We start from the raw sequence: 13,189 nt of genomic DNA, 5'->3' as shown, positions 1-13,189 counted from the left end.
GGGTCTTTATGAAAAATGGGTTGATTATTTTGATTGTTCTTTGGATCGGCATGTTGCTAGCTGCTTGCAGTAATGATGCGGAAAATAGTAATGTAAGCAGCGATAGGGCTAATTATGACTCGGAAGAAAGCGTGGAAATAGAAAGTATAGAAATAGAAAGCAGCAATTCGATTAGTGGAGAAGCTGATCGCACTACTGAACCAGAAGTGAGTGATTCACAAGAAGAAAGTGGTTCATCACAAGAAGAAAGTGGTTCATCACAAGAAGAAATCGTCGAGTCTGATCGAAAAATAATTTACACTGCTGATCTGCAAATTGAAGTAAAAAATTATCAGCAGACATTAAATACGATTCAGTCTCAGGTTGCAAACCGTGGTGGATACGTTGTAGATTCGAATATGCAAGGGTACGCAGAAAATGATTCAACTACCGGACAGGTGACAGTAAGGATTCCTCAGGATCAGTTTCGTGAATTTATTCAGATTGTGGAAGATGGGAGCAGTAAAGTTTTGGAAAGTTCCATTTCAGGTCAGGATGTAACAGAAGAATTTATTGATCTAGAATCTCGTTTAAAATCAAGAGGAGTTGTTGAAGAAAGATTGCTTTCCTTTATGGAGCAAGCAGAGAAAACAGAAGATCTATTAACCATTTCAGCTGATTTAGCTGAAGTTCAAGGTGAAATAGAGGAGATAAAAGGACGAATGAATTATTTACAAAACAGAACTGACTTGGCAACGGTTACGATCTATATGGAGGAAAAAAATGTAACGATTTCGGGGATGAGTGAAGGGGAACTAAACACCTGGGAAAAAACCAAACAGCAATTTTTGAATAGCATTAATTTTCTTCTCGCAGTATTCTCAGGGATTTTTGTGTTCATTATAGGTAATATGCCTGTGCTTATCTTACTCGGAGTTATCGTGGTGATTGGATTTTTTGTTTACAGAAGAATAAAGAAAAATAACCAGAATGGTTAGGTTCATTTGATGAAGTTCAGTGAGGGGAAATCAATTTATTGGAACATTAACAGGCTTTGAAAAGTAAAAAGTGACCGATAGGTAGTGACCCCTAAAAGTTAGAGTTTTCATTATGCAGCTGTTTGGCTGGTTTGAGTTCGGTATTGCACTGGACTTAAACCAGCCAATTTCGTTTTAATTCGTTCGTTATTGTAGTAATAAATATATTTCTCTATCTTTCGTTTCAGTTCATGATAAGACATTAATGCTTCACCGTGATACATTTCTTGTTTCATAATCCCAAAGAAATTCTCCATCGCAGCGTTATCTGCACATGTGGCTTTTCTAGACATGCTTTGAAAGATTCTGCTTTTATTCAACGTTTTGACCCACTTTATATGTTGGTAATGCCAGCCTTGATCAGAATGAATGGTTGTACGATATTTGGCCTTACTCTTGATTATTTCTATTGCTTGGTTAAGTGGCTTGACCGCAAAATCTAATGTTGGTTTATTTGAGATACCATAAGAGATTACCTCACCATTATATAAATCTAGTATTGGACTTAAATAAAGTTTCTCATTTCCAGTACACTTGAATTCCGTGATGTCGGTGACTAACTTTTGTAGACGAATAGGCGTATTAAACCGTCGGTTTAAACGATTTTCCGCTACCTTCCCAACCGTTCCTTTATAAGACTTGTATCGAGACTTTCGTGTAAACTTAATACATTTCAAGCCCAATTCTCTCATAATCCGTTGTACTTTTTTATGATTGATTTTATAGCCCTTGCCTCTTAATTCTAAATGGATCCGACGGTATCCATATTTACCTTCATGCTTCTTAAACAATTCATGAATGAGTTCTTTCCACTCTTTATTCGTATCTTCTTTCTTCAATTGTTTAACTTGATAATGATAAGTTGCCTCTGGTATACCTACAACTCGGAGTACATCTTTTAATCTGAATCCTTCTTTCTTGAGTTCGAGTGCCAACGCTGCTTGTGCTTTTCGAGGTAGGCCTCTGGATTTTCCTGAAAAGCTTTTAACTTTTTTAAATAGGTATTTTCCAACCGAAGAAGTTCAATCTCACGCTCTAATTGTTCCTCGCGATTCATTGCTTTCTCTTGTTTTACTGACTTTGCTTTTCTTTTCCCAGACATAGGGGGCCGTCCTTTCGGTTTTTCTTTGAGGCCTTCTATCCCTTCAGTAAGGAAAATCTTGTTCCAGTTCGCAATAAGAGTAGAATTATTCATCTGAAATTCTATTGCGGTATCTTGGTAAGAAGCGCCCGTTTGTTTCATAAAGTTTAGTACATTTAACTTAAATTGAACAGAATAAACCTTTTTACAACGCTTTTTACGTAATCCCTCTTCACCCAATGCTTTATATGACTTTACCCATCTTTCAATAGGAGCCTTACTTGGAATATCATATTTCCTAGCTAATAAAGTGTAACCAAGAGGACCTTCCATATATTCCTTAACAATCATTAATTTAAATTGCTTACTATATTTTGCCATGCAAAAACACCCCAAAACTTAGATTTCTTACTCTAACTTTTGGGGTGCAGCACCATATTTTTATATGTTGGTCACTTTTTACATTTACACTGTTAAATCTAGCAAAGCGTCGAAACGCTAGATGAGGACAATCAATGGGAAAGAAAGGAATTAAGTACATTTTAAACCAAAATACCTAATCCAACAGCTGTTAGCATCGCAAGAAAAAGTAAGATCTTTTCATAATTACTTACCTGTTCATGATTTGTTACATCCATTTTCAGAACAAGTATTATCGCTATAGTGAGCATAATCAATAGAAAGCCTGCAGCCCAAATTCGGTCGAATCCTAACCAAAGCATGCATAATGCTGCAGCGAAAAAATAGAGCAGCGCTGGGAAACGTGCATAATAAAGTCCGAATCGCTCAACAAACCAAACGACACTTGTTTGTTTTTTTGGTAAAGCTCGTCTGTCAGCTTGTAAATCTGGAATGTGATGAACCATTACCCATGCCATACAAAAAAGGGCATTAATCAAGGAATTTTGGATTGCCCATAATGGAATTGTATTTAACATCAACCAAGGTCCAGCCAAACCAAGTGAAAAGATAGCTGGAAAAAGACTTGCCCATTCACCTAAAAAAGGCCGATAGCTTAGATGTAAAGGAGAGACCGAGTAAGAAACGGCACTCCAGATTCCAATCAATAATAAAATGACGAGCTTGTATTGTGCAAAAATAGCGAGCACTAAAGCAAGGATTAAAAGAATAAAGGTAAAGGCGAAAGCTAGTTTGCGAACTGCGTGCAAAGAAAACATTCCATTCTGGATTACGCGACTCCCCCCAGACAAAATAGCTGGACTAAAGCTATCCGTACCAGAACAATGATCGGTATAATCGTTAAAAGCATGTGTTAGGACGCCGTGAATGGCGAATGCAGCGATCGTAAGGAAAACAAATAGCAGCCAGAGCCGATCCGAAGAGATTGATGAATATAAAAATAAAGGAAGTAAGCTAGAAATAATAGTCGCAACACTTGATGAGATAACCGCGATAGAACGCAGCAACACCCACCCTCCGCGAAATATAGCGTAAACTTGATTTGACAATGGTAGCAGCTCCTTTCGTTTATAATTTTGGATATGAACCTAATAAAACTATTACCAAAAAGTATTTTATTTTAACAGTGGTGAATATATCATTCCCTTTTTGCCAAAAAATGCTACCTTTTTAGAAATGAATTTCAATTTCTTAAGGGAATTTAAATGTATTACTTATAATTACTTATAAATACTTGTAAATATGTTTAAAATATGTATAATTACTTATAAATACGTACTGAAGTTGGTGAAGAAGCATTGTACCAAGAAGAGAGATTGTTATCTATTTTAGACTTCCTTCAAAAAAATAAACGAATATCGGTTGAAGAAATATGTACGATGTTTCATGTTTCAAGAGATACAGCGCGACGGGATCTTGTTAAGTTAGAAGAGGAAAATTCTATTATCCGTACACGTGGCGGAGCAATCTTACCATCTATTCAGGAAGAAATTAAAAACTACTCAAAGCGTCTGGAGACTGTATCACAGGAAAAAAAGATAATCGGGAAGAAGGCAGCTTCTTTAATTTATCCGAATGACAATATTATTTTAGATACATCAACGACAGTTCAGGCCTGTGCAGAGCACATTCAAAATATGGATTGTACAATCATTACGAATTCAATTAACCTGGCAGAAGTATTGTCTAATAGATCCCATATCAATATTCAACTTCTGGGTGGCACACTGCATAAAGAGCATCGCTTTTTATACGGCTCTTCTGTAGTGGAGAAGCTCTCGGATTACTATGTGGATAAACTTTTTGTTGGTGTTATTGGAATATCAGAAACTGGATTAACCATTGCGCATGAAGAAGACGGTGTTGTAAAAAGAAAGATGGTTAAGCAAGCGAAACAGGTGATTGTCCTAGCGGATCATACCAAGCTCGGAACGAATCACTTTTTCAAATTTGCAAGCTTAGATGATGTAGATTTATTAATTACAGATAAAACACCACCAAAGGCCTTTATGGAAGTCTTGCGAAAAAACAATGTAGAATTACTAATAGCAGACGGTGAAACGAAAGGTGATAAATAAGATGACAAAATTAATTGCAATTGATTTAGATGGAACCCTGCTTAATGAAAAAAGTGAAATAAGTGAGAACAACAAACAAGCACTTCTAGCCGCACAAGCGCAAGGAATTGAGGTTGTTATTGCTACTGGGCGTGCTCATTTTGATGTGCAAACGATCTTTAAAAATACTAATATGAAGACATGGATTATCGGAGCAAACGGAGCAACAATTCATCGTCCAAACGGAGAATTATTTCACCATCTACCGATGAAGCATGAAGATGCACTGGAGAGCTTAAATTGGCTTGAACAAGAGGGATTTTATTATGAAATCTTTAGCAATGAAGCTATCCTAACACCACAAAATGGTCGGGAACGATTAACGATTGAAATGGATCGTGTGCTGAGCGGCAACCCAAATATAAGTGTGGAAGAACTAAAACAGGCAATCAATAAGCAGTTCAGTCAAACGGGATTTTCTTATATTGATTCTCATAAAGAAGTGAGTGAAATGGGCATTGATATTTATAACATCCTTGCATTTTCATTTGATGAGGCAAAACTAAATAAGGGCTGGGAACAATTTAAAGATCACAATGACTTAACGATTGTATCGTCAGCAAATCATAATTTTGAGTTGGAGCACAAAAATGCATCTAAGGGAAATGCCTTAGCAATCCTTGCGAATAAATTAGGTATTCATATAGCGGATACTGCAGCTGTTGGAGATAGTTTTAATGATTTATCAATGTTAACAACAGCAGGCAGAAGTGCTGCTATGGGAAATGCTCCTGATGCAATTAAAGAAGCAGCTGGGGAAGTTACGCTTTCCAATCATGAAAATGGAGTTGCTCATTTTATTAATTCACTTCGTAAACAATAAAGCTAGGCGGATTATTTAAGTATAGAAACACCATGCCTTCAAAGTATCTGACTTCGTGTGTCATGATACGAGTGATTTTGATTTAACATTCATAGCCACTGGCTATTCCTAATATTTCATTGGGTTTGCTTGAAACCCGATTCGTGGCCCGCTTTCTGGCGTAACGCAAATGCGGCGTAACAGAAGGGGGCTATTTGCATTTCACTTTATAGTCTGCCAACCCATTCCGCTTTCTAAATGTGATAAAATAGCAAAAAAAGGGGGGCGGCAAATGAAGATTTCTGAGTTTGATATTCAAGGAGCAATTGATCAAGCAACACGCTGTCAGCATTATCATACCGGCAAAGACATCATCGCTATTCGTTTTTATTGCTGTAATCGTTATTTTCCTTGTCATTTATGTCACGAAGCGTATGGTTGTGGGAAGGGAGAGGTTTGGCCACGTGAAAAGTTCAATGAAAAAGCTATCCTCTGTGGAAGCTGCAAGACAGAGCTGACAATTAACCAATATATAAACAGTGACAACACGTGTCCAAACTGTCAAGCGTCATTCAACAGCGGCTGTTCGCTTCACTATCATTTGTATTTCGAACATTTTCATCCGTCTTGTCCATATGGGGATGATGGTTAGAAAAAAAGAGTCTATGCAACGGTACCGCCCCCCGAAAGTTAGAGTAGAAAACTAACTTTCGGGGGGCGGTACCCAACCCGAATGGTTTAAATAGGCTCTTTTTTATGATTAGTTTGCTCGTGAATGAACGCGTTCACCTTGCACCCAAACTTCACGAATATTCTCCGGTCGAGTGAGGTACATAATTTTCTGGAAAATATCATATAAATCTTCATTTGCATTAAAAATTGGTAATTTTGCAGTGGATAGTTTCGTGTCGATAATTTGTACATCCCATGCATAGTTTTCCTCGAGTCTGCCAATTGGTAAACTCAAACTTTCGCCCCCACCAGCAGTGGCAAAATAAAATGCTTCATTAATCGTAATCCGTGAATTTGGTACGCCCCGTTCTGCAGCTGGAAGTGCAGTATTCACACCATCCTCTAGCATCCTTGATGATACAACAGCTTGTCTTGCATTATCAAAAATGCTCGGTGTCGACCCAGCAGAAATATCGGTACCTAGTCCAATATCCACTCCTTTTTTGTGAAAGCGTGCGATTGGAATGACACTATTGGCAAAGTATGCATTGGATATTGGACAGTGACCAATCGCTGTACCCGTTTTAGCAAATAATTCGGCATCGTTATCATCTAAGAAATTGCAATGTGCCATCACCGATTTATCACGTAAAAGACCAAAATCATGTAAGGCAAACGCATCGTTCTTTTGGAAGCGATCTTGTACATAATTATGCTCCCAGTCACCTTCGCTACAATGTGATTGAATATGTGTATCATATTTTGCTGCTAATTCGCCTAAGCCTTTTAATGCTTCATCGGTACAGCTCGGAATAAACCGGGGCGTTACAACAGGATAAACCCCTTGTTTTGTTGACTTAGCTAAGTCCTTTACAGCTAAAATAAATTCTTTCGTATCGGCAAGCGCGGTTTGCGTATCTTGATCTCGATAGTAGTCTGGATTTTGTTCGGGATCGTCCATGACAACTTTTCCAACTAGACCACGTTGGCCTTTCTCAGAACAAATTTTGGCGAGTAACAAACTAGCTTCCTTATGGACGGTTGCAAAATAAAGGGCAGTCGTCGTACCATTTGCAAGAAATGTGCTGACTAAATCTTCATAGACTTTTTTCGCATAATCCAAGTCGGAAAACTTCGACTCAACCGGAAAGGTATACGTATTTAACCAATCGTAAAGTGGGAGGTCTAATGCTGTTCCAGATTGCGCCCATTGAGGTGCATGGACATGTAAATCAACAAAACCAGGTAGTAAATACTGTCCATCTGCTAAACGATGAAAGTTCTCTGCTTCACTATAGGCATCGAGTAGTTTTTCATATTCTGAATCTGATGGTGCAACAACTTTTTCAATTATCCCATCCTCATTAATACAGAAAAGATAGTCTACTAGCTGTTCCACTTCTTTCGCTGATTTACTTGTAAAAGCAGTTCCGTGAAATATTTGCATATAATGTTTCATATTATCACCTTAATGTTCGTATTTTAGTATTATGATTGTCATTATAAGACATAAAAATAACTTCGTCTATGGAAATCCAAGATATCTTTTTAGCCAGTAATAATCTTCATTATTCAACAATTAGTGTATTTGTCTAAATTATTGGAAGGTTGTTTTTTATTTTTTAGGTCTTGTTTTTGTCTAATTGGGTGCTATACTATAAACATTCTAAAAAATATGTATTGTTATTTTCATATAATCGTAGGGATATGGCCTACAAGTATCTACCGGTTTACCGTAAATAAACTGACTATGAGAAGCAATCGTGAATAGACATCCATTGGAACTTACCTATTTTAGGTTTGGTTCAGTGTGTTACTCGTACCAAGCGACCATGAAATATGGTTTGTTTGAAGTCTTGTCTTTTCACGGTATTTCGATATCTAAAGCTCGAAGTACATTGCTTTCTCCAAAGAGGGGCATGTATTTCGAGCTTTTTTTATTCTATGTTTCCATTATATGAGAAGCACTACAGTAAATTTTAAAAAAAATCTAGTAACGTACTAGACGAAGGGAGATAAGAGCTTGGAGAATGCTGTGAGAGAATTAGAGACAAAGACAGTAAAGAATGAGAATGAGCAAGGTAGAAAAAAAGAGGATATTTCATTAGGAAAGTCTATTTTTGTAGGGTTACAGCATGTATTAGCAATGGATTTATTTATTCCGCCGATTATTTTAGCCGGGCTATTATCCTTTTCGGTTGCTGATAGTGCATTGTTAATTCAGATGACATTTATTGCTTGTGGAATTGCAACAATTATTCAGGCTGGATTCGCGATGAAGCTGCCTGTTATGCAAGGACCATCATTTGTGCCACTCAGTGCACTTGCAGCAATTGGAACAACGTCTGGAATGGGAGCGATGATTGGTAGTTTAATACCAGGTGCTTTGTTAATCGCACTATTAGGTTATCCATTGAAAATTTTCAGTAAGGTCGTACGGAAATTCATACCACCGATTGTTGCAGGTACAGTCATCGTCGTTGTTGGTTTTTCCTTAATGCCAACAGCAATCAATTCGATCTATAGCGCGGAAGGTAGTTTTAATACAAACATTTTTATCGCGTTTGTTACAGTAGCAGTACTGATTAGCTCTATGTACATTGGTGAAAAAGCCAAAACGAAATGGAAACATATTAAAGTTGCATCTGTTATTTTAGCTTTGGGTATAGGTACAATTGTTGCATCTTTCTTTGGAATGGTGGATTTTTCTTCGGTACGTGACGCTGCATGGTTTGCTATGCCAAGTATATTTGCTCTTGGGACCCCAACCTTTGAATTGGATGCGATTTTGATTATGCTTGCTATCTACTTCATTATTATGATTGAAACAACTGGAACGTGGTTCACAGTAGGTAATGTTACGGAAGAAAAGCTGGATGATAAACGATTAAACGGCGGAGCTTTTGGTGAAGGGCTAGGCTGCTTTGCTGGATCTTTCTTCGGTGGCACACCAGTTACAGGCTATTCCACGAATGCAGGAATTATTGCTATCACTGGTGTGAAAAGTAGGAAACCGATAATTGCAGGTGGTGTCTTTCTTCTCATGTTTGGAATGTTGCCAAAGCTTATGACCGTAATTGCTAGTATCCCGCCAGTAGTCATCAGCAGTGTGTTTGCAATTATTTGTGTTGTAATCATGATGAATGGTTTTAAAGTGGTAAAGCAAGCGCCATTTACAGAACGGAATATGCTTGTGATCGGTATTCCAATTATGCTCGCACTATTTGCGGTGCTTATGCCGGCAGATATTTTATATGGCCTTCCAAGTATCGTAACTTATTTTGTTTCATCTGGAATTGCTATTGGAGCAATTGCAGCATTAATACTTAATTTAGTACTTCCGGAGAAGAAAGAAGATACTGGATTAGCACCAAAACTAAACGTTAATTAGATATAGAAGATTTTTCAAAAAAGAGCAACTTGCACTCCAAAGTACAAGGACTTCTAATAAAGCAAAATAACGCTTTTAAGAATTCCTGACGAATGCTAAGTTTTCTAAATAAAAGGGGAGTTTATCGTTATGCAACAAGATAGATTATGGAACCAGTGGCACCCGGTTTATAAAGCGGATGAATTAAAAGAAGATCCACAGCAGGTATTTGTTTTGGGTGAGCGGATCGTGATTTTTCGTAATGAGAAGGGCGTACATGCATTTAAAGATTTATGTATCCACCGCGGAGCGGCACTTTCGCTTGGAAAGGTAAAGAATGGAAACCTTGTTTGCGCCTACCATGCTTGGGAATACAATGATACTGGCGAATGTGTGAAAATACCGGCATTGCCATGTGAAAGACCTATTCCGAAGAAAGCGAGAGCAACGGTTTACCATGCGCAGGAATCTTTCGGTTTGATTTGGGTTAATTTGGGTGATGACCCAGATCCAATGATTGCTTATCCGGAATATGATAAAGCGGGATATCGTACTGCTATTTGCGGTCCATATGATGTAAAAGCAAATGCACCAAGAATTATTGAAAATTTCCTGGATGTGTCGCATCTTATGTTTGTGCATGAAGGTATGCTTGGAGATGAAGACCATGCTGAGATTGTTGATTACGATGTGAATTTTATCGATAATCGTTTTATTACAAGTAAGATACCTGTGTATCAACCGAATCCAGATGGACGTTCAAAAGGCGGCTACGCAGATTACGTTTATGAAATTCTTAATCCAACGACAGCACGCTTTACAAAAACAACGGAGGGTTCAGACGAAGCATTGACGATACTCGCAACTGTAAACCAAGAAGATAACGAACAAACGAAGGTGTTTATGCTATTAACGAGAAATTATGATCTTGAACAGTCTGATGATTCGTTTATTGAATTCCAGGATACGATTTTCTATCAAGATTTAGATATTGTGGAGAGTCAAAAACCAGAACTGCTTCCTTTAGACTTGCAAATAGAAATGCACCTTAAATCAGACGCGTTGACCATTGCATATCGCAGATGGTTGGATGAACTAGGAGTGGAAACTGGAACATTAGCGATTGATGAATCGAAACGAAGTAAACGGAAGAAAGTATTGAACTAGAGACTATAGCCTCGAAAAAATAAAATGTCTTGCAGAAATGACAATCTGTAAGGCGTTTTTTATTGTATATGGAGTTCTATGTAGATCTTATTGTAAATTAAATGAAACAAATAAAGCAATGTGCTACTACGATGACCAAGTAGGTACATTGCTTTATTCTTATCGTACTTTCTCTAAAACCTTTTCTTCTTTTAATTCTAATGATTGAATAAATCGTCCAATTCGTTTCATTGCAGTCTCGAGCTGTTCAATTGAAGCTGCATAGGAACATCGAATATAGCCTTCTCCAGATGCTCCGAAGGCATTCCCTGGTACAACGGCAACCTTTTCTTCTTGCAGAAGACGAGCGGCAAATTCTTCGGATGTGAGTCCTGTTTTCTGAATAGAAGGGAAAACATAGAATGCCCCGCCTGGTGTATGACAATCCAATCCTATCGTGCGTAGCGATTGGACCATGAAATTTCTTCGTCTCCAGTAATTTTGCCTCATTTTTTCAACTTGATCCGCACTATTACGTAAGGCCTCGAGTGCTCCAAGCTGAAGCATCGTTGGTGCACACATTGTGGTGAATTGGTAAATTTTCACCATTACTTGTATAAATTCACGGGGTGCAGCGAGAAAACCTAAACGCCAGCCAGTCATTGCAAATCCCTTTGAAAATCCATTAACGACGATCGTACGATCATACATGCCAGGAATTGCAGCAAAGCTAGTGAATTCCTCATCATATGACAACTCTGCATAAATCTCATCGGTAACGACAAGCAGGTCATGTTTTTCCACAACCTGGGCAATTTCTGTTAGCTCTGCTCTATTTAAACAGGAGCCTGTTGGGTTACTAGGGGAGCATAATAAAATTGCTTTTGTTCGATCTGTTATGGCTGCCTCCAGCTGCTCTGGCGTTACTTTAAAGTCGTTGTCTGCATATGTTGCAATGCGGACTGGAATCCCACCAGCCAATGTTACAAGCGCTGTATAAGAAACAAAGGCAGGCTCGATAATAAGTACCTCATCTCCTGGATTCAAAATCGCTCGGAATGCTAAATCCAAGGACTGACTTGCGCCTACGGTGACGATGACCTGGTCCTCTGGTTGATAGCTAAGTTTAAAATTTCTTTTCAAATAATTAGATATTTCTTGACGCAATTCTAATAACCCGGCATTTGCTGTATACGATGTGTGACCGTCTTTTAGTGCTTCAATTGTTGCCTCGCGAATATTCCACGGTGTAACAAAGTCTGGTTCTCCAACACCAAGTGAAATGACATCCTCCATACTTGCTGCTAAGTCAAAGAATTTTCGTATTCCAGATGGTTCTAATCCTTTTGCTGTAGTTGATAAGTAGTTTTGAAAGTCTATACTCATGGGGTAATCACCATTCTCCGATCTTTATCATCATTTCCTTCAATAATTACGCCATCATGCTTGTATTTCTTTAGCATAAAGTGGCTTGTAGTGGATACGACATTTTCAATTGTAGCTAATTTATTGGATACAAAAGCTGCAATTTCATTCATTGTTTTACCTTCAACGGTTACAGATAAATCATAGGTACCTGACATAAGGTACAGTGATTGAACCTCTGGGTAGCGGTAAATCTGTTCAGCTACCTCATTAAAGCCAACACCACGTTCTGGTGTTACTTTAACATCAATCATTGCTACAATTGTTTCTTTTCCCTCTATTTTATTCCAATCAATAAGTGTTGGGTAGCTAACAATAATTTTTTCATCTTCTAGTTTTCGGATGGTCATTTGTGCTTGTTCTTCACTTATTCCAAGCTGCAATGCAATGGATTCTGTTGATACATTATGGTTTTCTTCAAGTATCGATAAAATATTTAATTCCTCTTTTGTTAGTTTCATTCCAATCCGCCTTCCATTGCTGTTAATTTGTAACATTAATTAAACGAAGCAATGATGAAATTATATCATTTTTGGACTGTAATCAAAACTAAAATTTAAGGTTTTTTGATTCTATATAGAAAAACGCGTACTTCCAAATCCCTCTATCAGTTTAGAATTATTCGTACTATAATTATTCTAATCTGTAGGTTATAAAATGATGTGATTTATAGGTTCCGTCAGTAATATGGAAACGCCTGTTTAATAGGATATAGAGTTCTAAGCCTTGAAAAAAAGCGATAATCCCTCTATCTAAGAGATTATCGCTCCTTTTGTTAATCTTCTTCTAGGATTTGATCAAATGCCTCGGATACTTTATCGAACTCTTCATCACTTTCAATTGCAGATAATTCACCATCATCATCGATTTTGAGAAAGAAGATATCAATGTCCTCATCACTATCCTCTTGCAAATCTTCTAAAAAGCTGACTGCGACGTAATCTATATTTTCCAATGTAACCTTGGCAAGTACTTCTACTTCCTGATCAACATCTGTTTCATCACTAATTGTAAAAACTTCACCAACTTCAATTTTATCCATACATTACCCTCCGTTTCCTCATCTAGAATGAATTTGTAATAGCTTTCTTAAGTTTTACTTCATGTATGGAAATAATGCAAATTTAAGCAACGATCTTC

The 13,189-nt window shown here is 37.6% G+C and carries 12 protein-coding genes, 1 pseudogene and 1 riboswitch; of the genes and pseudogenes, 6 read left to right on the top strand and 7 right to left on the bottom strand.

Annotated elements, in window-relative coordinates; translation table 11 throughout:
- The first annotated feature begins 8 nt into the window (after positions 1-8).
- Positions 9-977, top strand: a complete 969-nt coding sequence (locus NST46_RS18770) for a DUF4349 domain-containing protein (RefSeq protein ID WP_341137578.1) — start codon at positions 9-11, stop codon at positions 975-977.
- Between the two features lie 110 nt (positions 978-1,087).
- On the opposite strand, the pseudogene NST46_RS18765 reads toward NST46_RS18770, so the two are convergent.
- From NST46_RS18765 to NST46_RS18755, 3 genes and pseudogenes are all read right to left on the bottom strand, one after another.
- Positions 1,088-1,954 (bottom strand): annotated as a pseudogene (locus NST46_RS18765) (IS3 family transposase); the annotation flags it as partial.
- Positions 1,915-2,478: a helix-turn-helix domain-containing protein gene (locus NST46_RS18760; RefSeq protein WP_095314507.1), complete on the bottom strand. Its 564-nt coding sequence runs from the start codon at positions 2,476-2,478 to the stop codon at positions 1,915-1,917. The gene NST46_RS18760 and the pseudogene NST46_RS18765, both read right to left, overlap by 40 nt.
- 161 nt (positions 2,479-2,639) lie before the next feature.
- Positions 2,640-3,566 carry a prenyltransferase gene (locus NST46_RS18755; protein WP_341137577.1) on the bottom strand — a complete coding sequence of 309 codons (927 nt, stop codon included), beginning with the start codon at positions 3,564-3,566 and terminating at the stop codon, positions 2,640-2,642.
- A gap of 249 nt (positions 3,567-3,815) precedes the next feature.
- Between NST46_RS18755 and NST46_RS18750 the strand changes: the two genes are divergently transcribed.
- The 3 genes from NST46_RS18750 (at position 3,816) to NST46_RS18740 (ending at position 6,088) form a co-directional block, all read left to right on the top strand.
- A complete protein-coding gene (locus tag NST46_RS18750) occupies positions 3,816-4,595 on the top strand; it encodes a DeoR/GlpR family DNA-binding transcription regulator (RefSeq protein WP_341137576.1) in 780 nt (259 codons plus the stop codon).
- A gap of 1 nt (position 4,596) precedes the next feature.
- Complete coding sequence (locus NST46_RS18745) at positions 4,597-5,457, top strand: Cof-type HAD-IIB family hydrolase (protein WP_118890274.1); 861 nt, start codon at positions 4,597-4,599, stop codon at positions 5,455-5,457.
- Between the two features lie 271 nt (positions 5,458-5,728).
- Positions 5,729-6,088 (top strand): CHY zinc finger protein, encoded by a 360-nt coding sequence (locus NST46_RS18740; protein ID WP_341137575.1) that lies wholly within the window; start codon positions 5,729-5,731, stop codon positions 6,086-6,088.
- Positions 6,089-6,196: 108 nt separating this feature from the next.
- Here NST46_RS18740 and guaD read toward each other — a convergent pair whose 3' ends face one another.
- Positions 6,197-7,567, bottom strand: coding sequence for a guanine deaminase (gene guaD, locus NST46_RS18735; protein ID WP_341137574.1), 1,371 nt, complete (start codon positions 7,565-7,567; stop codon positions 6,197-6,199).
- A gap of 210 nt (positions 7,568-7,777) precedes the next feature.
- Positions 7,778-7,879, top strand: a riboswitch (purine riboswitch).
- 327 nt (positions 7,880-8,206) lie between these two features.
- Between guaD and NST46_RS18730 the strand changes: the two genes are divergently transcribed.
- Positions 8,207-9,499: a solute carrier family 23 protein gene (locus NST46_RS18730; protein ID WP_445321744.1), complete on the top strand. Its 1,293-nt coding sequence runs from the start codon at positions 8,207-8,209 to the stop codon at positions 9,497-9,499.
- A 129-nt stretch (positions 9,500-9,628) separates the two neighbouring features.
- Positions 9,629-10,645: an aromatic ring-hydroxylating dioxygenase subunit alpha gene (locus NST46_RS18725; protein ID WP_095307508.1), complete on the top strand. Its 1,017-nt coding sequence runs from the start codon at positions 9,629-9,631 to the stop codon at positions 10,643-10,645.
- Between the two features lie 159 nt (positions 10,646-10,804).
- Here the strand turns inward: NST46_RS18725 and NST46_RS18720 are convergent, their stop codons facing one another.
- The 3 genes from NST46_RS18720 to NST46_RS18710 all read right to left on the bottom strand — a co-directional run bounded on the left by NST46_RS18720 (position 10,805) and on the right by NST46_RS18710 (position 13,091).
- A complete protein-coding gene (locus NST46_RS18720) occupies positions 10,805-12,010 on the bottom strand; it encodes an aminotransferase (RefSeq protein ID WP_095307506.1) in 1,206 nt (401 codons plus the stop codon).
- Positions 12,007-12,510: an Lrp/AsnC family transcriptional regulator gene (locus NST46_RS18715; RefSeq protein ID WP_095307503.1), complete on the bottom strand. Its 504-nt coding sequence runs from the start codon at positions 12,508-12,510 to the stop codon at positions 12,007-12,009. The genes NST46_RS18720 and NST46_RS18715 overlap by 4 nt, the downstream gene beginning before the upstream one ends.
- A 314-nt stretch (positions 12,511-12,824) precedes the next feature.
- Complete coding sequence (locus tag NST46_RS18710) at positions 12,825-13,091, bottom strand: DUF1292 domain-containing protein (RefSeq protein WP_095307502.1); 267 nt, start codon at positions 13,089-13,091, stop codon at positions 12,825-12,827.
- Between the last annotated feature and the right edge of the window lie 98 nt (positions 13,092-13,189).

It is taken from the genome of Oceanobacillus sp. FSL W7-1309 (genome assembly GCF_038002145.1).
Taxonomy (GTDB): Bacteria; Bacillota; Bacilli; order Bacillales; family Amphibacillaceae; genus Oceanobacillus; species Oceanobacillus profundus.
Note: the sequence above shows the minus strand (reverse complement) of the source record. Positions and strands in the feature narration are given on the sequence as shown.

Excerpts from the sequence above, each read along its gene's own strand:
- NST46_RS18770 (WP_341137578.1), top strand. The coding sequence starts at position 9 with ATGAAAAATGGGTTGATTATTTTGATTGTTCTTTGGATCGGCATGTTG.
- NST46_RS18760 (WP_095314507.1), bottom strand. The coding sequence starts at position 2,478 with ATGGCAAAATATAGTAAGCAATTTAAATTAATGATTGTTAAGGAATAT.
- NST46_RS18745 (WP_118890274.1), top strand. The coding sequence starts at position 4,597 with ATGACAAAATTAATTGCAATTGATTTAGATGGAACCCTGCTTAATGAA.
- NST46_RS18740 (WP_341137575.1), top strand. The coding sequence starts at position 5,729 with ATGAAGATTTCTGAGTTTGATATTCAAGGAGCAATTGATCAAGCAACA.
- guaD (WP_341137574.1), bottom strand. The coding sequence starts at position 7,567 with ATGAAACATTATATGCAAATATTTCACGGAACTGCTTTTACAAGTAAA.
- NST46_RS18725 (WP_095307508.1), top strand. The coding sequence starts at position 9,629 with ATGCAACAAGATAGATTATGGAACCAGTGGCACCCGGTTTATAAAGCG.
- NST46_RS18720 (WP_095307506.1), bottom strand. The coding sequence starts at position 12,010 with ATGAGTATAGACTTTCAAAACTACTTATCAACTACAGCAAAAGGATTA.
- NST46_RS18715 (WP_095307503.1), bottom strand. The coding sequence starts at position 12,510 with ATGAAACTAACAAAAGAGGAATTAAATATTTTATCGATACTTGAAGAA.
- NST46_RS18710 (WP_095307502.1), bottom strand. The coding sequence starts at position 13,091 with ATGGATAAAATTGAAGTTGGTGAAGTTTTTACAATTAGTGATGAAACA.